This window comes from Virgibacillus natechei, from assembly GCF_026013645.1.
Classification (GTDB): domain Bacteria; phylum Bacillota; class Bacilli; order Bacillales; family Amphibacillaceae; genus Virgibacillus_L; species Virgibacillus_L natechei.
Map to the genome: position 1 here is coordinate 1,147,385 of NZ_CP110224.1, position 25,826 is coordinate 1,173,210.

General features: G+C 39.6%; 20 protein-coding genes and 1 pseudogene. 17 read left to right on the forward strand and 4 right to left on the reverse strand.

Annotated elements, in window-relative coordinates:
* Positions 1-22 precede the first annotated feature (22 nt).
* From tkt to manA, 5 genes are all read left to right on the forward strand, one after another.
* Entirely contained in the window at positions 23-2,023 is a 2,001-nt protein-coding gene (gene tkt / locus OLD84_RS06200; RefSeq protein ID WP_209463616.1) for a transketolase, read from the forward strand.
* A gap of 79 nt (positions 2,024-2,102) precedes the next feature.
* On the forward strand, positions 2,103-2,906 hold the full coding sequence (locus tag OLD84_RS06205; protein ID WP_209463615.1) for a histidinol-phosphatase HisJ family protein: 804 nt from the start codon (positions 2,103-2,105) through the stop codon (positions 2,904-2,906).
* A gap of 371 nt (positions 2,907-3,277) precedes the next feature.
* Positions 3,278-5,209, forward strand: a complete 1,932-nt coding sequence (locus tag OLD84_RS06210) for a BglG family transcription antiterminator (RefSeq protein WP_209463614.1) — start codon at positions 3,278-3,280, stop codon at positions 5,207-5,209.
* Positions 5,210-5,313: 104 nt separating this feature from the next.
* The gene (locus tag OLD84_RS06215; protein ID WP_209463613.1) at positions 5,314-7,302 is read left to right on the forward strand and encodes a PTS fructose transporter subunit IIABC; all 1,989 of its coding nucleotides are present in this window, start codon (positions 5,314-5,316) and stop codon (positions 7,300-7,302) included.
* A 77-nt stretch (positions 7,303-7,379) separates the two neighbouring features.
* A complete protein-coding gene (gene manA / locus OLD84_RS06220) occupies positions 7,380-8,336 on the forward strand; it encodes a mannose-6-phosphate isomerase, class I (protein ID WP_209463612.1) in 957 nt (318 codons plus the stop codon).
* A gap of 790 nt (positions 8,337-9,126) precedes the next feature.
* On the opposite strand, the gene OLD84_RS06225 is transcribed toward manA, so the two are convergent.
* On the reverse strand, positions 9,127-10,356 hold the full coding sequence (locus OLD84_RS06225; protein ID WP_264917220.1) for an IS4 family transposase: 1,230 nt from the start codon (positions 10,354-10,356) through the stop codon (positions 9,127-9,129).
* A gap of 178 nt (positions 10,357-10,534) precedes the next feature.
* Between OLD84_RS06225 and OLD84_RS06230 the strand changes: the two genes are divergently transcribed.
* The 9 genes from OLD84_RS06230 to OLD84_RS06270 all read left to right on the forward strand — a co-directional run bounded on the left by OLD84_RS06230 (position 10,535) and on the right by OLD84_RS06270 (position 19,514).
* Positions 10,535-10,972, forward strand: coding sequence for a transposase (locus OLD84_RS06230; protein WP_209463191.1), 438 nt, complete (start codon positions 10,535-10,537; stop codon positions 10,970-10,972).
* Positions 10,973-12,166: 1,194 nt separating this feature from the next.
* The gene (gene madL / locus OLD84_RS06235; RefSeq protein WP_209463192.1) at positions 12,167-12,565 is read left to right on the forward strand and encodes a malonate transporter subunit MadL; all 399 of its coding nucleotides are present in this window, start codon (positions 12,167-12,169) and stop codon (positions 12,563-12,565) included.
* Positions 12,562-13,329, forward strand: coding sequence for a malonate transporter subunit MadM (gene madM / locus OLD84_RS06240; RefSeq protein WP_209463193.1), 768 nt, complete (start codon positions 12,562-12,564; stop codon positions 13,327-13,329). The genes madL and madM overlap by 4 nt, the downstream gene beginning before the upstream one ends.
* Positions 13,330-13,397: 68 nt before the next feature.
* Positions 13,398-14,315 carry an ACP S-malonyltransferase gene (locus OLD84_RS06245; RefSeq protein WP_209463194.1) on the forward strand — a complete coding sequence of 306 codons (918 nt, stop codon included), beginning with the start codon at positions 13,398-13,400 and terminating at the stop codon, positions 14,313-14,315.
* Between the two features lie 2 nt (positions 14,316-14,317).
* Positions 14,318-15,976: a malonate decarboxylase subunit alpha gene (gene mdcA / locus OLD84_RS06250; protein ID WP_209463195.1), complete on the forward strand. Its 1,659-nt coding sequence runs from the start codon at positions 14,318-14,320 to the stop codon at positions 15,974-15,976.
* Complete coding sequence (locus tag OLD84_RS06255; protein ID WP_209463196.1) at positions 15,973-16,809, forward strand: triphosphoribosyl-dephospho-CoA synthase; 837 nt, start codon at positions 15,973-15,975, stop codon at positions 16,807-16,809. The genes mdcA and OLD84_RS06255 overlap by 4 nt, the downstream gene beginning before the upstream one ends.
* 15 nt (positions 16,810-16,824) lie before the next feature.
* Positions 16,825-17,124, forward strand: a complete 300-nt coding sequence (locus OLD84_RS06260) for a malonate decarboxylase subunit delta (RefSeq protein ID WP_209463197.1) — start codon at positions 16,825-16,827, stop codon at positions 17,122-17,124.
* Complete coding sequence (locus OLD84_RS06265; protein ID WP_209463198.1) at positions 17,117-18,805, forward strand: biotin-independent malonate decarboxylase subunit beta; 1,689 nt, start codon at positions 17,117-17,119, stop codon at positions 18,803-18,805. The genes OLD84_RS06260 and OLD84_RS06265 overlap by 8 nt, the downstream gene beginning before the upstream one ends.
* A 73-nt stretch (positions 18,806-18,878) precedes the next feature.
* Positions 18,879-19,514, forward strand: a complete 636-nt coding sequence (locus OLD84_RS06270) for a GntR family transcriptional regulator (RefSeq protein WP_209463199.1) — start codon at positions 18,879-18,881, stop codon at positions 19,512-19,514.
* A 346-nt stretch (positions 19,515-19,860) separates the two neighbouring features.
* Here OLD84_RS06270 and OLD84_RS06275 read toward each other — a convergent pair whose 3' ends face one another.
* Both OLD84_RS06275 and OLD84_RS06280 read right to left on the reverse strand, forming a co-directional pair.
* Entirely contained in the window at positions 19,861-20,469 is a 609-nt protein-coding gene (locus tag OLD84_RS06275) for a malonate decarboxylase holo-ACP synthase (protein WP_209463200.1), read from the reverse strand.
* Between the two features lie 98 nt (positions 20,470-20,567).
* Positions 20,568-21,575: a LacI family DNA-binding transcriptional regulator gene (locus tag OLD84_RS06280; RefSeq protein WP_209463201.1), complete on the reverse strand. Its 1,008-nt coding sequence runs from the start codon at positions 21,573-21,575 to the stop codon at positions 20,568-20,570.
* Positions 21,576-21,793: 218 nt separating this feature from the next.
* On the opposite strand from OLD84_RS06280, the gene hisD reads away from it, so the two are divergent.
* Entirely contained in the window at positions 21,794-23,068 is a 1,275-nt protein-coding gene (gene hisD / locus OLD84_RS06285) for a histidinol dehydrogenase (protein ID WP_209463202.1), read from the forward strand.
* Between the two features lie 107 nt (positions 23,069-23,175).
* Positions 23,176-24,495 (forward strand): GntP family permease, encoded by a 1,320-nt coding sequence (locus tag OLD84_RS06290; RefSeq protein WP_209463203.1) that lies wholly within the window; start codon positions 23,176-23,178, stop codon positions 24,493-24,495.
* A gap of 274 nt (positions 24,496-24,769) precedes the next feature.
* On the opposite strand, the pseudogene OLD84_RS06295 reads toward OLD84_RS06290, so the two are convergent.
* Positions 24,770-25,087, reverse strand: a pseudogene (locus OLD84_RS06295) (FAD-binding protein); the annotation flags it as partial.
* Positions 25,088-25,168: 81 nt separating this feature from the next.
* On the opposite strand from OLD84_RS06295, the gene OLD84_RS06300 reads away from it, so the two are divergent.
* Positions 25,169-25,327, forward strand: a complete 159-nt coding sequence (locus OLD84_RS06300) for a transketolase-like TK C-terminal-containing protein (protein ID WP_209463204.1) — start codon at positions 25,169-25,171, stop codon at positions 25,325-25,327.
* Positions 25,328-25,826: the final 499 nt, after the last annotated feature.

Sequence of the window (25,826 nt, forward strand, 5' to 3'; positions counted from 1 at the left end):
ATTGATATTAGGAGGAATAACAATGACTACATCTATGAGAGCTGTATCGGAATTATCGATTAACACAATACGCACACTTACAATTGATAGTGTAGAAAAAGCACAGCATGGTCATCCGGGAATGCCGATGGGGGCTGCTCCGATGGCTTACACTCTTTGGAGAAATATTATGAATATGAATCCACAGAATCCAAACTGGTTTAATAGAGATAGATTTGTATTGTCGGCAGGTCATGGTTCGATGTTACAGTACAGTTTGCTTCATCTTGCTGGCTATGAATTATCATTGGATGAATTGAAGCGGTTTAGACAGTGGGGTAGTAAAACACCTGGACATCCTGAATTTGGAATTACTCCTGGGGTTGAAGCTACTACTGGGCCACTTGGGCAAGGCATTCCTGTTAGTGTAGGATTAGCATTAGCAGAAAGACATTTGGCAGAAACATATAACCGAAACGACTTCCCAATTGTTGATCATTATACCTATACCATTTGTGGTGATGGTGACTTAATGGAGGGAGTTTCATACGAGGCTGCATCATTTGCGGGTCATATGAATCTTGGACGCTTAATTGTATTGTATGATTCTAATGACGTTAGTTTAGACGGAGAACTTAATCGTTCATTTTCCGAAGATATTAAACAACGATTTGAATCTTATCAATGGCAGTATCTGTTTGTAGAAGACGGGAACGATATAGAAGCTGTTGAAAATGCCATGAAAGAAGCAAAATCTGAGGAAAACCGTCCAACAATTATAGAAATAAAAACTACTATTGGTTATGGGGCGCCTTCCATTCAGGGCACTAGTGATGCTCACAGTGATCCTATGGGGAAAGATGAGGTTAATAAAGCGAAGCAGTTTTATAATTGGGATTATAAAAAGGAATTTCATGTTCCACAAGAAGTTTATAATGATTTCAGTAGTATTATAGGCAACGGGGAAAAGAAGGAAAAAGAATGGAATCAATTATTTGATCAATACCAAGTGAAATATCCTGAATTGGCCAGTGAATTCAAACGAGTTATAAAAGGTGAACTTCCTGCAGATTGGAATTCAAACCTACCTTCTTATACAGAGAAAGATACGCTTGCTACAAGAGCTTCAGCAAGTGAAGTATTAAATGCATTGGCAAATAATGTGCCAGAGTTAATTGGTGGATCGGCAGATTTGGATTCTTCGACTAAAACAAGATTAAAGCAATTTGATGATTTAAATAGTGAAAACTATGCTGGAAGAAATGTATGGTTTGGTGTTCGTGAGTTTGCTATGGGAGCTATTGCAAATGGATTAGCTTTACATCATTTAAGACCATTTGTAAGTACCTTCTTTGTATTCTCAGATTACTTAAGACCTGCCATAAGATTGGCATCTCTTATGGGAGTACCAGTAACATATGTGTTTACACATGATAGTATAGCTGTAGGTCAGGATGGACCGACTCATCAACCGATTGAACAGTTAGCTTCGTTTAGAGCAATGCCAGGTCTATCTGTTATTCGACCTGCAGATGCAAACGAAACAAAAGAAGCATGGAAAGTGGCGGTAGCACAAGCAGGAAAACCAACAATGCTAGTTTTGGGGAGACAGGGTTTACCAACATTGAAGGTTACAGATGCTTTGGCGGCAGAAGGTGTGCGGAAAGGAGCTTATGTTATTTCAAAGGCAAAAGAAAGCCCTATCGGTATTCTAATAGCTGCAGGGTCTGAGGTACATTTAGCGCTTGAAGCACAAGAAGAATTGGCTAAGGATGAACTATTTGTCAATGTCGTTAGTATGCCATCCTGGGATTTATTTGAAGAACAAACATCAGGATATAAAGAAAGTGTGTTACCAAGTAACCTAGAAAAACGTTTAACTATAGAAATGGGTTCTAAGGTTGGTTGGAGAGAATATGCAGGAAGCGCTGGGTCTGTGATGAGTATAGATACATTTGGGGCATCTGGTTCCGGAGATGAAGTTATTAAAAAATATGGATTTACTGTAGAGAATGTTGTTAAAACATTTAAAGGATTACATTAATATATAGCTTAACAAGGTAACCTAGTATTAGAGGTTACCTTGTTTATGTTGTTTGTATATGCAAAAGGAGATGTAAATAGTGTACCTTACTGAATATCATCATCATACGGATAACTCGTTTGATTCGAAGGCAAGCATGAATGGTGTTTGTGATCAAGCAATACTTAAAGGAATAGATGAAATTTGTTTTACTGAACATTTCTCTGTTAATCCCCGCGTCCCTACCTATGGACATATGGATTTTGATCGGTATTTTTCACAAATCAATGCCTGCCGTGAAAAGTATAAGGGAAGTTTGACAATCAAAGCTGGCATCGAGTTATGTGAGCCCAACCTGTTGACGAAGGAATATGAACAAGCATTAGAGGATTTGGATTTAGATTTTATTCTTGGTTCTGTTCATAATATCAATGAAGAGAAACTAAGGAAATACATGACAGGAAAAGAAATTCATGATGTTTACCAGGGATATTTTGAAGAATTGTATGAGCTGGTATCGAAAGCTGATATCGATATTATTGCTCATTTTGATTTAATGAAACGGTATGCAATGGATCCGCTTGGGAATTATAACTTTGTAGACTTTCAGGAGATAATCGAGCTTATTTTGCAAAAGGCAATTGAACGAGGGATTGGTTTGGAGATTAATACATCTGGCTTATCCAATGTAAAAGTAAATGAGGCATTTCCTAAAATGGATATTTTAAAACATTATAGATCACTGGGCGGAGAAATTTTGACGATTGGTTCGGATTCTCATCGTGCTGAAACAGTAGGATCTATGTTGGAAGATGCACTTTCTATGGCAAAAGAAGCTGGTTTTCAGTATGTTTATACATTTGAAAGGCGTGTGGCTAAAGCAATTAAGATAGAAGGTTTATGAAAGAAGACTGTGTTTGGATGCTTCTAATTTAATTGATAAATGTTGACTATATATAATATTTTTTTCAAAGGATGAATAGTAAGGTCTCACTGACATGAGGTTTACCTTTTTACATTATAGATCTGTTTTCCTATTCTCATTAGGAATTGGAGTATAATACAATGACGGATCTTACTTGTAAGAGAAACTGTTGAGAGTATTCAATAAATAAAAGCGATCGCCTTTTTAAGGTAATCGCTTTTCTGCGTGGGAATGTTTATTTAGTACATGTTATACCAAATAAGTTATCATGCAAGTAATCACGTCAAATATTTGATAGAATGACGTCATACGAAAGTCTGAAAGTCTCAAAAAAATAAGTTGGTGTGTTCATGAACAATAGACAAAAGGAATTACTTCATATTCTGTTGACGGATTCTGAAGAAGCTCTACCTGTTCAGACTCAGACTCTGGCTGATAAGCTTCGTTGCTCAGAAAAAACGGTACGGAATGACTTGAAGCATATAGAGGAATTTTTACTAGCCTATCCAAGTGCCCACCTTGTTCGTAAACCAGGTATTGGTATATATATGGAAATAGACGAAGAAGAACAGTTATTACTATTTCACCATTTGTTTCAAATGGAACCAAAAACGGATGAAGAGCGTGTTATAGAAATTGCTTACCAGCTGTTAACGAATAATAAACCGGTTACGCTACAAGAATTAGCAACCAAGTATTATATCAACAAGGCGACGATAAGGAAAGATTTGGAGAACATAGCGGACTGGCTGGATCGTTTTGATCTTACACTTGTTTCAAAGCAACGACTCGGAAATGTAGTCACTGGAACGGAGTTAAATAAACGCAGTGCACTTGCGCATCTATCGGAGCTTATTCCTTCCCTATCAAATGATCGAAATTATGTCATTGATTTATTCCAACCTTATGAAATAGCTAGTGTGAAAAAGGCATTAGAAGGTCTACGGACTAATTACGCACTTGCTTTTACGGACGGAGGATTTGAAAGCCTTCTTATCCATGCCCTTATTATGATTAGACGGATCAGACAGCGATCCCCAGTTGCGATTTCTGATTCAGAGAAAGCATCTACTTATCAATCAGATGCGTATGATCAGACGGGATGGTTTTTTAAACAATTGGAGGATGTATTACGTATTTCTTTTCCAGAAAATGAAAGGATTTATTATACGTGGCATCTCATTAGTTGCAAGAAAAGAGAACCCCCTACTCAGAGCTTTCTGTATGATGAGGGGGGCTTTTTATCGGATGTCGTCCGAAAACTTGCGACACGATTAAAGCAATTGACGATGACAAAGTTTGATGTGGATAAGGTACTGATCGATGGGCTTATGGTTCATATGCATGCTGTTATAAATCGAATAAATTTTGGATTTCCGATTAGAAATCCACTTTTAACAGATATTAAAAAGATGTATCCGTACATGTTTAGTATGATTGTATTAGTACTGGAGGACATACAAGAGGCGTATGATATAGATATTCCAGAAGAAGAGGCAGCTTATTTGGTTCTTCATTTCCAGGCATCGATTGAGCGATTACAGGAACAAGAGGTAATGATGAAAAGGGTTCTGATCGTTTGTCATATGGGTGTTGGGATGTCTAATTTGCTACAAGCGAAAATCCAACAGCATTATAAAGGAATGCACGTCTTAAGCTGTATTGGTAAATCAGAAGTAAGTGATTTTCTAAAAGATCATTCCGTAGATTTTATTATCTCGACGGTGTCACTAAAAGACATACCTGTCCCTCATATTGTTATTTCCCCACTTTTGGAAATGAAGGATAAAGAAAGATTAAATCATTTTTTTCAGAAGTTGGAAAGTGAGCCTGAGAGAGAGCAGGCATCTCCTATACTATTATCATTAATCGATGAAGACATTATTTGCGTAAATGTAGATTTGGAACATCGGTTTGAAGTCGTAGAAATGCTTGCGAATTCCTTGTTAGATAAGGGGATGGTAGATACTACATTTGTGCATAGTGCATTGTTGCGGGAAAGGGCGTCTGCCACTTCAATCGGTGGAGGGATTGCTATTCCACATGCACGTCCTGCTACGGTTAACCATTCAGCAGTAGCTTTGGCGGTCATGAAGGAACCATTGGAATGGGGGACTGAAATGGTTTCGGTTGTGTTCTTGTTGGCCGTAACAGAGGATGATCAAAAGGTAACGAAAGAAATTATTCAACAGATCTCATCAATTAGTGAGCAACCGACTTTGATTAAAGCACTGTCTGAAGCTAAGGATATTTCCGAAATAATCCCGATTCTTAAGCAATAATCTATTTTTTCCATGACTCCGGTAAAAAAGAGAAATTTTTAATAGTTTTCTTTGGTATATAATATGGGAAACGTTTACTTATTATATACATGGGAGGAATACAGATGAAAGTCTTGGCGGTTACCGCTTGTCCAGTTGGTATTGCACATACGTATATGGCTGCGGAAAATCTGCAAAAAGCAGGTGAAGAGCTAGGCATTGATATAAAGGTGGAAACACAAGGATCGATTGGTGTGGAAAATGAACTTACGGCAAAAGATATTGAAGAAGCAGATGGTATCATTATTGCCAGTGATAAAGAGGTATCAAAAGAACGCTTTGCTGGAAAAAAATTAATTGTAACGGGAGTACAGGATGGGATACGACAGCCTGAAGAATTAATTAAGCGCGTGCAAAGTGGTGACGCCTCCATCTATAAAGGTGAATCTGATTCACAAACACCTGATGAGCCTAAGAATAAACGTAAAGAAAAGGAAAATCCCATTTATAAACATTTGATGAATGGTGTTTCGTATATGATTCCATTTATCGTAGTCGGTGGATTGCTGATTGCTATTTCGCTAACTTTTGGAGGCGAACAGACACCTGAAGGGCTTGTTATACCAGAAGATTCAATTTGGAAACAAATTGAAGCAATTGGTGCTGCGTCATTTAGCTTTATGGTTCCAATTTTGGCTGGGTTTATCGCGGTAAGTATTGCTGATCGGCCGGGCCTTGTTCCTGGTATTATTGGAGGATTTATCGCTGTAAATGGAAGCTTGTATGGAAGTGAAGCAGATGCCGGATTTATCGGCGGGATTATTGCTGGTTTCTTAGCTGGTTATGTTGTATTAGGTATTAAGAAAGTGAAAGTGCCGAATGCGATACAGCCGGTTATGCCAATTATTTTTATACCTGTCCTTTCTACGTTAATTGTAGGAATGCTATTTATATTCGTTGTAGGTGCGCCTGTAGCGCAGGTTTTCGAATCATTAACAATCTGGTTAGAAGGAATGCAGGGTGCAAGCTCGATTTTCTTAGCACTCATACTGGGGGCTATGATTGCTGTTGATATGGGGGGACCTTTTAATAAAGTGGCCTTTCTATTTGGTGCTGCTATGATTGCAGAAGGTAATTTCTCAATCATGGGACCGATTGCGGTTGCTATTTGTATTCCACCAATTGGAATGGGACTAGCAACATTCCTCAGGAAACGGAAATACCAGTCAACGGAAAGAGAAGCTGGAAAAGCTACATTTACGATGGGTCTATTTGGTATTACAGAAGGAGCTATCCCGTTCGCAGCACAGGACCCGCTTCGTGTTATTCCAAGTATTATGGTTGGTTCTATGACTGGTTCTGTCATCGCAATGATGGCAAGTGTGGGAAATCAGGTAGCGCATGGTGGACCGATTGTTGCGGTACTGGGAGCTGTCAACAATGTGGTTATGTTCTTTGTTGCAGCAATTGTTGGTTCGATTGTTACTGCATTAATGGTAAATTTTTTGAAAAAAGACGTTTCATTGGAAAATTCAGCAGTCGTAGCTGGGGGTGCTGGCACTATGGATGACGAAGCGGATCAAGGTAAGTCTGATCAGGATCCGGATTCGGATTCGGATTCGGCGGAGTCAGTCTCCGAGCAAGAGCCGGTTGAGATTAATAAACTCACTGATATTACAACCATTGATTTGATAAACACCGATTTAACTGGAAGTAGTCGGGATGACGTAATTGAAGAGTTGATCAACAAACTGGACGGATCCAATCTATTAAAATCTGCACAAGCATTTAAACAAGCTATCATAGCGCGTGAAAATGAAGGCACGACCGGACTTGGAATGAACATTGCGATACCACATGGCAAGTCTTCAGCTGTCAAACGCCCAGCAGTTGCATTTGGTATCAAAAATGATGGCGTAGACTGGCAGAGTATGGACGGTACGGATGCAAAACTGATTTTTATGATTGCCGTACCAGAAGAAAGTGCAGGAGATGATCACTTGAAAATTTTACAAATGCTGTCACGACAATTGATGGACGAGGATTTTAGAGAAAAGCTATTACACGTTACTTCGAAAGAAGAAGCATATGAACTGTTGGATACGATTAAGTAGTGGGATTTGAGATTATATAAAAAGAGGGCAGTTCTTTTGCTCTCTTTTTTAAACGAAAGATGAATGGAGGAAAAAAGATGTACCATGAACCAATTTTTTTGCAACCGGTATTTCAGGAGCGTATATGGGGTGGGAAAAAGCTGCAAACCGAGTATGGTTATGATATCCCTTTTGAAAAAACAGGAGAAGCGTGGGTGATTTCGGCCCATCCAAATGGTGCAAGTGTGATTAAAAATGGCCCGTTGGAAGGTCGAACACTAGCTGATGCATGGAATGACCATGGCGAACTATTTCATAAACAAGCCGATAATCAGGAAGCCTATCCATTGCTGGTGAAAATTTTAGATGCGGACGATGATCTATCTGTACAAGTGCATCCGAATGATACATTTGCACGCGAAGTAGAGGATCACCCCTATGGAAAAACGGAGTGTTGGTATGTCCTAAGTGCCGAACCGGATTCAAAACTTGTTATAGGCCATCATGCCAGTAACCGCGAAGAATTGGAGAGCATGATGGACGCGGGAGAATGGGATGATTTATTGCAGTATGTAAACGTACAGGCAGGTGATTTCTTCTATGTACCAAGCGGCATGATTCATGCGATCGGAAAAGGAATCGTTATTCTGGAAACGCAGCAAAGCTCTGATATAACCTATCGCGTGTATGATTATGACCGAACCGATGTTGCAGGAAAAAAACGGGAATTGCATCTGGATCGAGCCAAGCAAGTGACGACAGTACCGCATCAGAAATCAAACGTGGGTCAACAGGAATCAATGGTGGAAGACCTCAAAATTAAAAAACTCGTGGAAGAGTCCTATTTCACGGTTTACCATTGGGAACTTAATGGCAAGGTTTCGCGGAAGCTAGAAGCGGATTTCTTGCAGGTTAGTGTGGTTGATGGACGCGCAGAGATTGTAGTTGACGGGAAGGCCTTTGCAATTGAGAAGGGAAGTAATTTTATTTTGCCGTATGGTGTAAAAACATATGAACTTTCTGGAGAAGCGGAATTTGTTGTTTCTCATATTTAAGAGAGATGTATGATGAATCAGGCCCTATTGTTGAATAGGGCCTGAGATATGGTGTAAGGAAAAGAAGCTGCATCTATAAAATTGTACATCTATGGCAGATATGGTTTAAAACTGCATAGTAGGGATATTACAAATATGGTACTTGTGGTATTTCTCATTGAAAGGATTCTGTAACTAACCTAATAATAGGCTTAAGCTTATAGTTTTTTGACAGTGGCTCTACAATATCCATGATCCATGTTTTCAAATTAAATCAGTATCATTCGTGTATAATAAAAAACTCAGTAGATATTAGTGGATAACCACTAACCAATAACTGTTATGAGAGAGCTAACGATTATTCAAGAATCTAATTAGGTGCCCAGTATGCCAATCGTATTTTCTCAAAAAGGATCTTGTCGTTTTGGATATTATGAATACGATTACACATTCTCGTTTTGTTTAACAAGAAGACTTGCTTGCTAATTAAGGATTTGGCGAGGACTTTGTCAAAGATCATCCGTTGGCTAACGAAATCGATACCCTGGCTGTGGACGGCGCTTATTATCGTCAGGAAACTATTCAACACGCGGAGGAGAAAGGCCTTGAAATCAACTTTCCCCAAATGACCGGCCGTTCTGTACCGCACTAGCGTTGCATAAAAAAGTTTTGAAAAAGTCAACTATTAAATTTCAGGCCCAATAACGGATATCTCAATTTTCTGATATATACTTTGTTTTATTTATGAAAAAAAGACAATAGGCGCTAAAGGTAGCCCTTCATCCATTTTCTGAATTTTATATACTATTCATTAAATAATTGGATCATATAGTTGATCATCTAAGTGCAAAACATCTCCAGATTCGTATTGTGCTAAGGTTTCTTCAAAGATTTTTTCGTGCTCTTGCCGTCGTCTTCCACTGGATGTGCGTTCAGGTGCCTTGAATACGTTGGAAATAAAAGTTGTCATTGATTTAGACCAGCAATCACTAATCCAGTGAAGCATTTGCATAAGTGTACCTTTATAGCCTATTTTGTTTTTCATCAAAAGCGTTAAGCAGAACACAATCATAGCTAAGTATAGTTGGTTATATACGGCATTTTCACTTTTTCCATACAACTTTTTGATAATGAGATGTTGCTTTACCCATTTGAAAAAAAGTTCAATTTGCCAGCGATTACGATAAATATCACTGATTTCCTGTGCACTCAGTTTCGCATCATTACACACAATTCTAATTTGATTTCCTTCACTGTCTCGTGTTTCTACTAATTGAACTGGTTTTTTCATGTTTCCCATTTTCACGATGGCATGACGGGTGATTGGAGAAGAACTGTCAACGGGTAATTCTTCGATTACATGTACCACCGTATTCTTTTTAATGCGTGTAGCAAAACGAATATTATTTTTCGAGTAATCGTCAAATTTATCAAAGTTGAAATAGCCTCGATCCCATACATGAAGCACGTTTTTATCCGGCACAATCAATGCATCCAGCTGTGTTTCATCTGCAGGTCTTGCCGGTGTAAGAATAACTTTATTTGGGTAAGAAAGATCATCGCAAAAGGAAATGGAGGTATGCATCTTCACCCCAGCTTTTGTATCTCGAAAATCTGCCCACTCATATTGACTCAGACACATTGAAATGGTTGATGAATCAATCAGATGAAGCTTTCCAAGTTCTTTGCTTACCATTCTCGGTCCAAGTGTATGATGCAGTTTTTGAATTAAATGATGGAGGATTACCTCAAACATTTCGTGTGGGATCTCCCTATTTTTTCGGGAAAGTTGTGATTTATTAATACTTTCTATGCCCACTAATCTTTGAACTGTTTTCTGACGTTTAATCGTGTCACTTACTCGCTGAAGATTATCTAGTTCTTTTAGTTGTGCATAGATAAAAGTTTTCGTATATGCCAGTACATCGAACTTTTTGACATACTTATCAAGCCCGACGTGGTCAATCATTTTTTGAATTACTTTTGAATCTAATGGATGAATGTATTCCTTGAATACAGTTTTTATGGTATTATTGTCCATGGTTGCTCCTTATAATTAGGGATTTGGACAGGACTACCATACCCTAATTATAAGGTTTTTTTATGCATTTTTAAAGTGAAAATTACCATTACTCTTAATTTTCAACTAAATAAATCGCTTGACTTTTGTATGAAAAGTTTATGCAACGCTAGTGTCTGTACCGGAGGACTACGTTGGTGTGGATAAGTTCGAAATTGATCCGGAAACGCGCGAGATCACAAGTTGTCCACAAGGGTATAAGCCAAGTGTGTCTATTTATGATGCCGAAAAAGAAATATACACAGCCAAATTCTACAAAGAACATTGCCAAGCATGCCCGCTCTTGAACCAGTGCCAAGTAAAAGAACAAAAGAAAGCCTACCACGTTTCATTCAGCGAAAAGAAAAGACGTACCGACCAAACACGTGCCAAGATTGGAACAGAAAGACATCGGGAACTTTCTAACTTTCGGGCAGGTGTGGAAGGTGTGCCATCTGTCTTAAAACGAGCGTGTCCATGGGAGCATTTGCCTGTCAGGGGACAAGTGCGTCAAAAAACATGGATATTTGCCTCCATCATCGCCCAAAACTTCAAAAGATGGCCCCAGCCACTATATAGGTGGTTAAGGGCTTTTTAACTTCATAAAAATTAGCAGATCGCTAAAAATGGCGCTAAATTTTTATGAAAAGGCCCTGAAACAAAATTAAAACATCGTAGTTTTTGGGTGCTAACCGTTCAATGAAATCATTCATTAGCTAACATAAAGGTTTTCTGTCTTATCCTTCCAACCCACCGATCTTATTAAGTATTAAGTATCATACTCCCACTTTTATCTCATCCTACTTTGTTTAATACTCTTATTATAGAGCGTGTTCAAAAAGGTACGGTACGGTGGTTACCCCCAAAGCACTCTATTTTAAAAAGGCTGAGTCTGAAATTGACATCCATATCTTCATAATTGGAAATGAAAGTAATTTATTAGAAAACTATTAAAGTAATTGAATATTCATATACTTATTAAAAAAGAACATACTTTCCCCTTGGCCATAAACAGATTTTTTAAAACTGTTCGATGAGGGTGAAAATCAGACAGCTAAAGTAAAGGTATTTGTTCAACCTGCTGTATTTGCAATTCCTTTATATTTTCAACATGATTGGTGGGAAAAACCGTTGCCCGGACATGCTTGATGATGGATAAGTGATTTTGATTCTCAAAGCCTTTCAAGCCTATGCCCATTTGAAAAACAATTCATTTGCCACCGTTTTCGCGATAGAGGTCACTGGTGTGCACTGATTTTCGCAATCAAAATTTTGTTCTCTTCGCTATCTAAAGCTTCTACCAATTGTAAGAGGCGATTCACATTTCCGGTTTTCACTATGCATCATTACCTATAAAAGCTCAGTCGGTATATCACCCAGATTTAGGAAAAGTTGGGGTTTACTAATACTTCTATTCGCCCAGAATTTTCTAATCCTTTGAGTTGGGTGTAAATAAAAGTAGTGATAAATGTTAGGCCATCAAGCTTTTTGACATACTTATCGATTCCTGGATGGTCATTCACTTTTTGTATAACTCTTGTGTCTGGTGGGAGTCTTTCAACCAATCACGAATGGTTTGATGAAGCTATCCCTTCGGTTATTATCTATTTCTGATCCAGCTCGAAGTAGCACTGACGCTAAATAAATTGTTGATAAATTATAGACGCAATTTATGGAATAATTAATATTATCAAAATATTGTTTGACTTCTCTTTTAATAATCAGTATCATATTCATTAGCAAATAGTCGACTGTATGCAATTTTGTAAGCGATTACCAAGGGGAGGGTTTTATGGTTATTTATGGTGTATCCTTGTTAGCTGTGTGTACAATTGTCGGTATCATTCTTGGAGAAGTGTTCGGATTTGTGATTGGTGTGCAAGCTAATGTTGGTGGAGTAGGGATCGCAATGCTCATTTTGGTTCTCGTTATAGATGCTTTTAAAAAACGAGGACGCTTAAGCATGCCGACCCAAGACGGGTTATCGTTCTGGGGAGCGATGTATATCCCAATTGTTGTAGCGATGGCTGCTAATCAAAATGTGGTAGGAGCAATAGAAGGTGGCCCGTTAGCGATAACCGCTGGTGTTTCTGCCGTAATTGCGGGATTCTTATTTGTTCCTCTCATTAGCAAAATTGGAAGAAACCGAAAGGATACTTATGATCCTGGAGAGGATAGAAGAATACTATGAGTGATGATTTATTTAATGTGTTTGTCGATAATGGCCTAGTATTCGCTTTTGCACTTATAGGTGCGATTATGTTTGTTGCATACCTTATCTCACGTTATTTAACACGCGGTCATGTCCATGGATCAGCGATTGCAATTGTTCTTGGACTCGTTCTAGCATACATTGGCGGAGTTCATTCCGGTGGCGACAGTGGGATAGCCGATGTTCAATTATTTACAGGAATAAGTCTATTGGGTGGTGCCATGATGCGCGATTTTGCCATTGTTGCCACTGCTTTCGGTGCAAGTATGAATGAACTAAAACGGGCAGGCTTAGTTGGGGTGATTTCTCTTTTCGTAGGAGTTATTCTATCGTTTGTCGTTGGAATAGTCATTGGATTGATGTTCGGATACACCGACGCAATTAGTTTAACAACCATCGGGGCTGGGGCAGCCACCTATATTGCCGGTCCTGTTACGGGCTCTGCTATTGGTGCTAGCTCTGAGGTAATCACCTTAAGTATTGCAGCTGGACTAATGAAATCTGTGCTTACAATGTCCGCAACACCTTTTGTAGCAAAATACATTGGTTTAAACAATCCTCGCTCTGCAATTGTTTTCGGCGGTTTATTGGGGACAACGAGCGGTGTTTCTGGAGGACTAGCGGCCACGAATCCAAAACTTGTTCCCTATGGGGCGTTGACTGCTACTTTTTATACGGGACTCAGCTGTTTGCTAGGCCCATCGGTTATATTTCTAATCATGAGAGCTACTTTCGGCGTTTAAATTTTTCCTTTATAAATAATCTAGGGTTAACTATATGGTTGATTACAATTGCTAGGAGGTGAGGTAAATTGGTTACATTTTTATTTCCAGGTCAAGGTTCACAATTCCCAAACATGTTGCACTCCCTTCCAAACCACACGAAAATATATGAAGTGATAGAAAGAGCTGGTGCTTGTTTAGATGAAAATCCTTATGATTGGTGTGTACCTAGTGCCCTTATATCAACCAGAAATATACAACTATCCATGCTTACCATGGGTGTAAGTTGTGCACGAGCACTCATGGCAGAAGGCGTTACACCTAAATTTGTTGCTGGGCATTCTGTGGGAGCATACGCTGCTGCAGTGATTTCAAATGTGCTCTCTTTCGAGGATGCACTTCAGGTTGTGAAGTACCGTGGAGAAGAGATGGAAGCAGCTTTCCCCGTAGGTTATGGTATGGGGGTTATTCAAGGATTGCCTTTTAACGTTGTTGATATCCTATTGAAAGAATGTCGTGATAAAGGCCATACTGTTTATATTGCTAACGAAAATTCCGCCAGTCAAATTGCTATTTCTGGGTATCGAGACAGTATTGAGTACGCTTTTAAAATAGCTAGTAAAAAGGGGGCAAGAGGGGTGCAATGGTTAGATGTTAGTATCCCTTCTCATTGTCCGTTATTCTCAGAATTAGGGAAAAGTCTCGATCAAAAACTAGATACTTTGGACATCGCAAGCCCCGAAGTACCTTATATCGCAAATAGGACAGCGAGAATGCTGAGTGATCCAGTATCTATCCAAAGAGATCTAGCATTTAATATTGAGGCGCCAGTGCGTTGGCATGATGGTATGACTATGTTATATGAACGTGGTGTTCGTCAATTTGTGCAACTTCCTCCTGGGGATGTTTACACAGACCTAATCAACCAAAATTTTGAAGAAGCACGTGCACTTTCAGTAGTAAATAATGTGGAATCATTAACAAATTTTCTTAGAAGGGATAGATAACAATGATTCAAAATTCTAATCTTAAACGTTCATGGACAACGAGAAGAGATGAAAAAAATGAGCGCATGCAAAAGGCTGATCCTCATTTAGAGGGGAAATATGTTGCGACTGATCATATTACTGAAGTACTAGAGACATTGATTCAGCCGAAAGATAGAGTTGTTTTAGAAGGAAATAACCAAAAACAAGCTTCATTTCTATCAACTGCACTTGCTAGTGTAAATTCAGATATAGTAAAAGAGCTTCATATGATTATGTCCAGTATTTCGAGGCCTGAACATCTTGATATCTTTGAAAAAGGAATCGCCAACCGAATAGATTTCGCCTTCGCAGGGCCACAAAGCTTACGTGTGGCTCAAATGATTGATGATGGTCAAATGGAAATGGGAAATATCCATACTTATTTAGAATTATACGGTCGCTTATTTATTGATTTAATTCCTTCTATTGCACTTGTAGCTGCTGACAAGGCAGATGAAGCTGGAAATCTTTATACAGGTGCAAATACGGAAGAGACCCCCACAATTATAGAAGCTACTGCTTTTCGTCAAGGCATCGTCATTGTTCAAGTGAATGAGCAAGTGGAAGAATTACCAAGAGTGGATATACCTGCTTCATGGGTTGATGTCATCGTTGTCGCTAAAGACCCCTACCAACTTGAAGCATTGTTTACACGAAACCCCCGTCATATTTCAGAGATTCAAATATTAATGGCAATGATCACGATACGAGGAGTCTATGAAAAGCATCAAGTTCAATCATTAAATCACGGAATCGGATTCAATACAGCCGCTATTGAGTTACTTCTGCCAACCTATGGTGAATCGCTCGGTTTACGAGGTAAGATTTGTCAGCATTGGGCTGTGAATCCACATCCCACGCTTATTCCTGCAATAGAAAGTGGTTGGATAGATAGCATTCACTGTTTCGGTGGAGAGCGAGGTATGGAAGAATATATTTCAGCTCGTTCAGATGTTTTTTTTCTCGGCCGAGATGGAACACTTAGGTCGAATCGGACACTCTCTCAAATGGCAGGCCAATATGCCGTTGACCTCTTTATAGGTTCTACTCTGCAAATGGATTACGAAGGGAACTCGTCCACAGTTACTAAGGGTCGTCTAGCAGGGTTTGGTGGTGCACCGAATATGGGGCATGACCCTAAAGGAAGACGTCACTCGACCCCCGCATGGCTTGATATGATGAAACCGGAAGAAACGTTGGTTCGGGGTAAAAAACTTGTTGTTCAAATGATGGAGACACATCAGCAAGGAAATAACCCAGTTTTCGTGGAACGGCTTGATGCTATTGATGTAGCGAAAGAGGCCAACTTAGATATACCTCCGGTTATGATATATGGTGAAGATGTGACTCATCTCGTTACCGAGGAGGGGGTTGCTTATCTCTATAAAACTAATAGTATCGCTGAGCGAAAAGAAGCAATTGCTGCCGTAGCAGGTGTTACTCCTGCTGGGCAAGAGCAAAGCTTGAAGCAAAAAGAACGGTTACGCTCACAGGGTATCGTGGCCTATCCTGAAGATCTAGGCATTCGTCGCTCTGATGCCAAGCGTTCTCTATTAGCTGCACAAAGCGTAGAAGACTTGGTAACTTGGTCTGACGACTTATATGACCCCCCACAACAATTCAGGAGCTATTGGTCATGAGTATTGTAAATACGTCAAATAATATCTCAGATGGTTTAAGAGGTAAACAAGCGACAGAATCTTTGCTTGCGGAAGTTCGATTAACTCCTAAACCAGGTTTAGTTGACCGTTGTGACAGTGGATCCCATAGTGATATGAATCTTGCGCTCATGGAAAGCTCCGCACTATCATTAGAATTAATGTTTAAACGAATCGCTAATATTTCAATGAATAAACATCCTTCCCAATATTTGCGGGAAAGGATAGCCGAAATTGGTCGTAAAGGCGAGGTAGAAATGCTTCATGCTACTGGAGGTGTAAATACACACAAGGGTGCAATATGGGCTCTTGGATTATTAACAGCTGCTTCTGTTTTCTTAACGCCGTTTGTTAAGAATAGTCGTGATGTTTGTCGTCTTGCGGCTGAACTTGCCCGCTTTCCAGACGATTGTTATCAGGGAAACAGAGATACAAATGGCATAAAAGTGCAAAAGCAATATAATGTAGATGGTGCTAAGGGCGAAGCAACAAATGGGTTCCCTCATATCATTAATATCGGTCTACCAATGCTCCAAAACACACGCATGCAAGGGTTTAGTGAAAATACAGCACAGCTTTATACCCTATTTGCTATTATGGCTGAACTTGATGATACGTGTATTCTTTATCGAGGTGGTTATTCGGCTTTGACAATCGTCAAGAAAAGGGCTAGTAAAATTATTGAACACAACAAGCTAAACTGGAATGAACTTAAACGTCTAAATAAAGAAATGATTGAAATGGGAGTATCCCCTGGTGGTAGTGCTGATCTATTAGCAGCTACATTATTTTTAGATAAGATAGAAAATCAATAAAAGGAGGTTTCCCAGATGGAAACAATAAAATTTTCTTATCAGGCTAAAACACCATTGAAAAAGCTCGTTCATGTAGGGGTAGTAGGATCTGGAGATTTGGAAATTCTAATGGAGCCACAGGATCTGCAAGAGACCCACGTGTATATTCGTACAGGAACAAAAGGATTTGCAGGAACATGGGAGGCGATTTTGGATCGTTTTTTTTCAACTCATGATCTTGCTGCTTCTATAGAGATTAATGATTTTGGAGCAACGCCAGGAGTAGTTAATCTCCGTTTGGAACAGGCATGGGAGGTGAGCCAACAACATGAATAATCTTGGAAAAAGAGTAAGTTTTGTAGAGTGTAATGCACGAGAAAGAGCGGAACAACTTCTAGATTCGAGTTCATTTCGCGAAATACTAGGTCCTTTTGATCGTATGGCTTCACCGCATTTGGAAAAACAAGGAATTGTTCCACAGAACGATGATGGCGTTATTGTAGCAAAGGGAGAAATGGATGGGGAATCAGCGGTAGTTATATCCATCGAAAGTGGATTTCAAGGAGGTGGAATTGGGGAAGTCTCCGGAGCTAAGATTGCAGCAGCTTTAGAGATGGTTTTAGAAGATTATTATAACGGTATTAAAACACGTCCAGTGATAATTCTTGACACTGGAGGAATCCGTCTTCAAGAGGCCAACTATGGATTGTTGGCCATCGCAGAGATCCAGGCATCGGTTGTCGCTCTAAGGAAATATGTATCTGTAATCGGTGTAATTCCGGGGAAAATAGGTAGCTTTGGTGGTATGTCTATCACTGCGGGCTTGTTTGATAAATTGATTATGACTACTGAAGGTCGTCTCGGTTTGAATGGACCAGAAGTCGTTGAACAAGAAGCAGGCATCTCCGAATTGGACAGTAAAGACCGTCCTCTTATTTGGAAAAGCATTGGAGGCGCACAGCGTGTGGCTACATCACTAGCAGATGAGCTCGTTGAAGACGATGTAAAGCAAATCGCCACTTCGGTAAGAAAGGCGTTCGCAAATCAACTATCTAAATCAAAATGTACTCAAATAGAACAAAACCTTTCTTTACTTAAACAAGTCGATCCTAATAAAGACATTACACCTAATAATTTTCGGCAGCTTGTTTCTACATCACGGAGGTTTGTTGAATTTGACGCAAAGCAATCTCCTCCAGAAGCTAGCAGCCGCGGGCAAAAATGGTTTTATGCTTTAACGTCACTTAAATGTCCTAAAACAAAAGGGGCACCAACTGTTTGGTATGGAGATGCCAATCTGGGGGACGAATCAGCACGTTACATTACCGTAGGGCCAGATCCCCATAATCCTTTTTCGCGAGTAAGAGAAGGAGAAATTGGATTAGAAGAAGGGTGGGCGCTTGCTCAAGCAATTAAAGAAGTTGTAGCTGCTGATGCGAGCAAAGATCAACGTCGCCCTATCATAGCGATCGTTGACGTTCCGAGTCAGGCATATGGCTATAAGGAGGAGTTATTGGGTATACACCAAGCTTTTGCGGCTGCCGTGAATGCATATGCAGAGGCGCGTATTGCAGGTCATCCGATTGTAGCTCTACTTGTAGGAAAAGCCATTTCGGGGGCATTCCTTAGCCATGGGTTGCAAGCCAACCGTTTAATCGCATTCGATAATGAAGAAGTCAATGTACACGTTATGTCTAAGGGATCAGCGGCAAGGGTGACGAAACGAACAATTGATGAGCTGGAGCGGGTCACTAAAGATGCACCTGCAATGGCATATGATATTCATTCCTTCCAAACACTAGGAGCATTACATGAACTTGTTGGTGGTATACATGCTGATCAACCTACTAAACAGGATGTGGATAGTGTTAGTAATAGGCTGCAACAAGCGGTTGATGATATCCTATCAAAAGAAAATCGTAGTTTAAAGAATAGACTACATTCATCACTAGCTAAGAAAAGTCGAGCTCTCTCTATCAAAGTAAGAGAAGAAATGTTGAAACAATGGTATGATTAACACGAGGGGATCCTTTCTTTGGGTCTTCTTATCATAATATCACTAGTAGACCATTGGTGGGGGTAAGTAGACTATGGCAAATCAAATTAATAAGGATGCACTTTCACATCAGATTGCTGCATATATCACTGAACAAATTATCTCTGGTGAGCTTAAGCCAGGTGATAAGCTTATAGAGAATAGCTATGCAGAGACTTATGGTATCAGTCGGGCACCTATTCGTGATGCTTTCTATATTTTAACGTTAGAGGGACTTGTGGAAAAACCTCCACGGAAGGCTGCGCTTGTACGTAAATATTCACAAACTGAAATCTTCGATCTTTTGGAAATCCGGAACTTTCTAGAGTCATTAGCAATGAAAAGAATTGTGACTGCTGGTATCGATGAAGGTGGTTTAAAATTGATGAATAAAAAGCTTGAGGAAATGCAAAATGAAAAAGCTCCTGGTAAGTATGCAAGGCTTAATCATTCTTTTCACCAACACATTATAGATATGAGTAGAAGTCAAATGATCAATGACATATATAATCGTCTCGGAACCCCATTATTAACTGTACAAAGCAATTCTTTCTCTAAGGAAGGGAAAATTACTAAATCTCTGAAAGAACATTTTTTACTCATACAATACCTGCAGTCCAATGAACTAAAAAAAGCACAACAATTATTGGAAAAACACAATGATGATGTACTAAAAGATTATATGAAATAGAGCAACAATGAAATGAACCATGAAATGATTTATCCCAAATTGAAATTTGGTAATTGTCCTAATCTATCAAGGTTGCTTTCTGTTCTTAGATTACCTCTCCCATTCTTTAGAATAGCCACTTGGCATTCGCCGAGTTAGATGGTATAAGAGATCCCTTGTACCATCTTTTTGATTCCCTTCCTATTGTGTAGAGGTTTTTATTTTAGCTAGGATTCCTAACTGGAAGTATGTATCAAAAATTGTTAAATAGAGAACTTATACTACAAATCGAAATCAAATGGTGGAATTTTCTGATTTAATAAGCGTTAGCAACATATTAAATACCCTTGCGTCGCACTTTAATTCATCAAATCCACCTCCAGGGGTCGTCTACAAGCTGCGGTAAATTTGCTGTTTTGAGCAATACCCCTCTACCCTTTGCCCACTCCCTTAGTGAAAAGGCTCCTACAGGTAATAGCACTTGTGCATCAATAAACATTGAAAAGGTGCTTAATTTTTCAAGTAAAGTTCGCGCCTCATCTATCCCCAAAGTTTCCTGCGGCGTTATCACAATATCAAAGTCACTATCTAACGTCGTAACTTTTTGCCCTGATACCATTTCAAAACCTACACTTCCAGCTGGCCCCCATTCTAAAGCATCATCAAACAATGATTTTAACCCCTTAAATGTTCTTTTTGCCTCGGATAAGTGTAAGTATTCGGGCCCTAACTTCGTAAGATCAGCTGGTCGATAATGAGCCTTCACGCTTGTTGGCATTATATAAGCCGCGTACCGCTGTGCTTTATTAGACCCTCGTATTCCAACTGGGATTTTTACTCCAGATGTTGTTCCCCATCTCACGACGACAATAGGCGAAGTTGATAAGGATGTTTTTACCCATTCAGGAATATCTTCATAATCACTAGTTTGTAGATCCCCCCAGCTAGATATTAGCAATAAGTCATGTGGTTTCATTATTAACACCTTCTTTCGTGATTTGTAGGATCGGTTGAACTTTAATATAATGCATTCTTTGAGCAGTTCGACTTCTTTGTTTTGCCCCCTCACATCCCTCATGAGTGGTTTGGCCCGGTTGTCCCACGGATGATCAGCTTCGGCTCCAGGGTCAGCTGCATAAATTTTCTCTTCTCTTCTGATTCTGTTTTCATCAAGTGTATTAGTTGTTCAATTGCATACATTCCCATTGGTTTATCAGATTCATGTGACAATGTCGTCATTTGAATCGCTTTATGTGCGGTTATACCAATATCGTCCATCCCGCAAATACTAAAATGTTCCGGTATTTGGTACCCCATTTGGAGTAAATAATTTTGACAATGAAGGGCAATTGAATCGGTAGCTGCAAAAATTGCCGTCGGTCTATCCTCTAGCAATAATAATTCCTTAACAGCTTGTACCACGGATTCTTCTGTCGTATTGGTTTCTTTCACCCACGCTTGATTCACCGGATGATTTGTTGTTTCCATTGCCTCTTGGTATCCTTCCAATCTACCCTGGAACGTTGACGCATAGGTTGGCCCTCCAATCCAGGCAATTTTTGAATGGCCCAGCTCTAATAAATGGTCTGCGGCGAGTTTGCCGGCCTTTTTATTATTTACTTCCACGTAATTTCCTTCTGATTGATAACGGCGGTTAAACATGACAAAAGGCACTTTCGAATTAACAAGTTCATCATAAATTGGATCGTCTACAAAAATGGATGATAAAATAATGCCATCTACCTGCTGTTTCAAAACTTCCTCATAAACGGAAAGATTATCCCCCTGATCTTCAAAATAAACAAGCGTGTGGTACCCTTGCTCTTTCGCATAGTTAACAATAGCCGTTGTGGAGTCAACAAAAAAAGGATTATGCAGGGGGCCGGATATCAAAGCGATATATTCCGTTTTTTGCTGCTTCAAACTGCGTGCGACCAAATTAGGGCGGTAGTTTAGCTTTTTCATTGCCTTTTGCACTTTATTTAGTGTTTCTTTATTTACTTTTGTCGGGCTATTCAATACACGGGAGACGGTTGGCTGTGAAACACCTGCCTCTTTTGCAACATCCTTTGAAGAAACCATGATTTTCCCTCCGGTTTTAAATACGTATTCATTATGAATTTTAATCGCTTTATATCAGGGTGTCAACGGGTGATAGGGTGATTTTATTGGTGTTAATTGCGTTTGGTAGATAGATATTTCAAAAATTAACCGTTTACAAAAATAACTTAATAAATTACAATGAATACGTATTCAAGAAAATAAATCATTCATCAACACACAAAGGAGCATATATATTTATGGCAACTTTTTTAAAAACAGGAAGAACCGATCAGGAAAAACAGGAAGCAGATTCTAAGGTACAGCAAGCGGTAAGTACTATTATCAAGGATGTAGAAGATAAAGGAGATGAGGCAGTCCGAGAGCTATCAGAGAAGTTCGATAAATGGTCTCCGGAAAGCTTTCTACTTTCGACAGAAACAATTGAAAAAGTGATAAATGATTTACCAGCTGAGGTAATTGATGATATCAAATTTGCACAGAACCAGATTCAAAATTTCGCGCAGCACCAGCGGGAAGCGTTGAAGGATATTGAGGTGGAGACACGGCCAGGAATCTTTCTTGGACATAAAAATAATCCTGTTAACAGTGTTGGCTGCTATATACCTGGAGGACGTTATCCAATGGTAGCTTCTTCCCACATGAGTATTTTGACAGCCAAAGTTGCAGGTGTTGAGCGTGTGATTGCATGTACACCTCCATCGAATGGCGAAATACCAGCCGCAACAGTAGCTGCTATGCATATGGCGGGTGCAGATGAAATTTACTTGCTCGGTGGTGTGCAGGCAATGGCAGCTATGGCTGTTGGAACCCAAAGCATCAATCATGTCGATATGATTGTTGGACCGGGAAATGCGTTTGTTGCGGAAGCAAAACGTCAACTTTATGGGCGTGTGGGAATTGATTTACTTGCAGGCCCTACGGAAACACTAGTGATTGCAGACCATACAGCCGATGTTGAAATGGTGGCAACAGATCTCCTTGGTCAGGCAGAGCACGGGCCGACTTCACCTGGTGCATTGATAACAACCTCCAAAGAGCTGGCTGAATCGCTGGAGGATGAAATTGCAAAACAGTTAAAAACATTATCAACAGCTGATGTGGCGGAAGTAGCATGGAGAGATAACGGTACGATTATCGTGGTTGACGATATAGAGGAAGCGGTGGAAGAAGCAGACAAGCTTGCCTACGAACATGTCGAAGTCCTTACCGAAGATCCGGATTACTTCTTAAATAATATGACGAATTATGGTGCGCTATTCCTTGGACCGGAAACAAATGTAGCCTATGGAGATAAGGTAATTGGCACAAATCATACACTTCCAACCAAACAAGCTGCTAAATATACTGGTGGTCTATGGGTAGGAAAATTCCTAAAAACTTGTACTTACCAGCGTGCTACACGTAAAGCCAGTGCAGAAATAGGAAAGTATGCGGAACGTTTATGTGAACTGGAAGGGTTTATGGGGCACAAAGAACAGGCTTCACTTCGTGTCCGTCGTTACGATAAATAGGTAAGCCAACTGGACGACTGGGGGAGATGGCAAATACTGCCGGATCCCACCTTGTTTTATACTGTAAAGGTGTAAAGCATATACTGTAAATGAAATGGGGAACTTTTATGCTTAGTATAATTGGTTTAATAGGGGGGTTAATTTTACTAATCACCCTTACCATGCGCGGTATGAACTTGTTGATTGCGGCACCTTTAAGTGCTTTATTTCTAGCTGTATTAAGTGGATTACCGATGTTCCCTCAGCTTGTAGCGGAAGGGGAAGCAAATTTCGTCGGAGACTATATGGATGGGTTCTCAGGTTTTGTAGCATCCTGGTTTTTAATGTTTCTACTTGGTTCGGTTTTTGGAAAAGTTATGGAAGACAGTCGATCGGCGGAGAGTGTCTCTAAATGGGTGATTGATCGCATTGGTATTAAATATGCCGTACTTGCTGTGGTTGCTGCCTGTGCTGTTTTAACGTACGGAGGAGTAAGTCTATTTATTGTTGGGTTCACCGTTTTTCCAATTGCTCTCAGCCTATTCAAACAGGCAAATTTGCCAAGGAGGTTTATTCCTGCGGCTCTTGCTTTTGGTTCCGTAACATTTACTATGACGTCAGCAGGGTCACCAGAAATACAAAATTGGATTCCTATCCCACATCTTGGGACAAGTCCTTATGCCGGGTGGGAAGTCAGCTTAATTGCTGCTATATTTATGATGATAACCGGTTATATCTGGTTAAAATGGATGATAAACCGAGCTACAAAAAATGGAGAAAAATTCGATGAACGAGAGGATGACCCGGAAGAAGTAGAACGTGATTTGCCAAATCCATTACTGTCCGGGGTACCATTACTAGTTGTTCTCATCATTGCTTTTATATTCCATGATACATTAGAAACTTCCGCTCTCATCATAGCCTTGGCAGGTGGTGTTTTTACCGCGTGGTTATTGAACCGCCGCTATCTCGAAAATGTATGGACATCAGCTTCCAACGGGACATTTGGAGCGTTGATGGCGATAGCAAACACTGCTGCGGTAGTAGGATTCGGTACGGTAGCCCGTTCAACACCAGCGTTTGAGACAGCTGTGGATACGATGACAAGTGTACCGGGAGATCCGTTAATTGGAGCCGCGATCGCTGTATTATCAATTGTAGGTCTTACAGGATCTGCTTCTGGTGGTATGGAAATCGCCTTGCCAATCCTTGGACCGGAATACTTAAGTCAGGGAGTTAATGCGGAGGCGCTACACCGTGTCTCTGCACTTTCTTCCGGAGCTTTGGATTCTTTACCACACGGTGGATACACGGTAACCACGATTCGTGTTATTTGTGGAGAAACACATAAATCAGCCTATCCAGCTGTTGCTGCCGTGACGGTGATTGTTCCAATGCTTGGTGTTATTCTGTCCCTTGTTCTTTTTTCTATGGGAGTTGGGATTTAATATAGAGATGTTATGAATCTGTTTTACAATGAAATCTAGTGTAAAAAATAGATCCAGTCATTTGGCTGGATCTATTTTTGTATAAACTAAGGGAGGCGCGGATTCAAAAGGGAGAAGTGCCAAAGGTATCAACTATTTTTGGGGCCGTTCCTTTCATCTGAACAACATTCATTTTTTCACAGCTGTAACGTAATATGCGCGATTATGCAATTGTGTGGTTCACTTATACTCCTTATGCTTTAACTGGCCGAACATACGAAGTTGCAGACTCTCCCTATAATTTTCCAAATACTGCACCTGACCCTGACATCAGACCAGAGCGACCTGGATAGTTATGGTAGAACAATCCACCAATCATTTCCCCCGCTGCAAACAACCCGGAATGGGTGTCTCTTGTTTATCCAACACTTCCCCGTTTTCATTTACATTGATGCCTCCAAAGGTGAAGGTAATACCGCGTGTTATTGGATATGCATATAAAGGTGCTTGTTCAAAACGTAAAGCCCAGTTACTTTTGGGAGGGTTCATCTTTTATACTTGGGTTATATGAGCCTTCTTGTACAGCTATATTATATTGATCAACTTTTACTAGGGAGGATTTATAATGAGTGAATTAAGCAAAGAATAAAGATGAAGTAATTCCACCACACGTAAAAAATGCCTTGCAATTGAAATGGCTTCCCCGTTTGGTTGGGAACGCTACATTGGTGATGAAGGTGAAGTACTTGGAATCAATACGTTCGGTGCTTCGGCAAAAGGTGAAAAAATAATGGAAGAGTATGGTTTTACGGTTGGGAATGTGGTTAGGCGTGTTGAGGGGTTAGTGGAGTAGTATCCAGTAGTGTGTTAGTTCTCGATTGTGTTTTACTATTTTAGTTGGAATTAAATTATAGTATGGATGAAACTGTTAGACCTGATGAGAATAAACTTTCTCTTGGGGCTAACAGCTTTTATTTACATAATACTTTTTTATATGCATAAGTGTGGGCTTGGCACTTTCAGATAATAAAGGGTACAGAGTTTCGATATTGTTGAGGGGTGAATCACTGCTACTCCCAACTTATTATAGAAGTGAAAATTTAGAATGATTATTGAATAGTTTTCCAAATGTCTGCTTAACGTTAATAATTAGTTTTAAGAATTAAAAAACGTGCGTTATCATGTTCCTTTTACTCTTCTTTCTTTTGGCATTCCAAAAAATCTACAATTTCCATGTTAACGTTATGTTGTATATAACGTAGTAGTGTTTTAACATTATGTCTAATGTGTTTTATTTATTAAATATATATAATAATAATCAATATATTTAATAAATTTGCTGTTTTGGAAAA

Bases quoted from the DNA above. Each gene is read 5' to 3' on its own strand.
- tkt (WP_209463616.1), top strand. From the start codon at position 23: ATGACTACATCTATGAGAGCTGTATCGGAATTATCGATTAACACAATA.
- OLD84_RS06210 (WP_209463614.1), top strand. From the start codon at position 3,278: ATGAACAATAGACAAAAGGAATTACTTCATATTCTGTTGACGGATTCT.
- OLD84_RS06215 (WP_209463613.1), top strand. From the start codon at position 5,314: ATGAAAGTCTTGGCGGTTACCGCTTGTCCAGTTGGTATTGCACATACG.
- manA (WP_209463612.1), top strand. From the start codon at position 7,380: ATGTACCATGAACCAATTTTTTTGCAACCGGTATTTCAGGAGCGTATA.
- OLD84_RS06225 (WP_264917220.1), bottom strand. From the start codon at position 10,356: ATGGACAATAATACCATAAAAACTGTATTCAAGGAATACATTCATCCA.
- madL (WP_209463192.1), top strand. From the start codon at position 12,167: ATGGTTATTTATGGTGTATCCTTGTTAGCTGTGTGTACAATTGTCGGT.
- madM (WP_209463193.1), top strand. From the start codon at position 12,562: ATGAGTGATGATTTATTTAATGTGTTTGTCGATAATGGCCTAGTATTC.
- mdcA (WP_209463195.1), top strand. From the start codon at position 14,318: ATGATTCAAAATTCTAATCTTAAACGTTCATGGACAACGAGAAGAGAT.
- OLD84_RS06255 (WP_209463196.1), top strand. From the start codon at position 15,973: ATGAGTATTGTAAATACGTCAAATAATATCTCAGATGGTTTAAGAGGT.
- OLD84_RS06260 (WP_209463197.1), top strand. From the start codon at position 16,825: ATGGAAACAATAAAATTTTCTTATCAGGCTAAAACACCATTGAAAAAG.
- OLD84_RS06265 (WP_209463198.1), top strand. From the start codon at position 17,117: ATGAATAATCTTGGAAAAAGAGTAAGTTTTGTAGAGTGTAATGCACGA.
- OLD84_RS06270 (WP_209463199.1), top strand. From the start codon at position 18,879: ATGGCAAATCAAATTAATAAGGATGCACTTTCACATCAGATTGCTGCA.
- OLD84_RS06275 (WP_209463200.1), bottom strand. From the start codon at position 20,469: ATGAAACCACATGACTTATTGCTAATATCTAGCTGGGGGGATCTACAA.
- OLD84_RS06280 (WP_209463201.1), bottom strand. From the start codon at position 21,575: ATGGTTTCTTCAAAGGATGTTGCAAAAGAGGCAGGTGTTTCACAGCCA.
- hisD (WP_209463202.1), top strand. From the start codon at position 21,794: ATGGCAACTTTTTTAAAAACAGGAAGAACCGATCAGGAAAAACAGGAA.
- OLD84_RS06290 (WP_209463203.1), top strand. From the start codon at position 23,176: ATGCTTAGTATAATTGGTTTAATAGGGGGGTTAATTTTACTAATCACC.
- OLD84_RS06300 (WP_209463204.1), top strand. From the start codon at position 25,169: ATGGCTTCCCCGTTTGGTTGGGAACGCTACATTGGTGATGAAGGTGAA.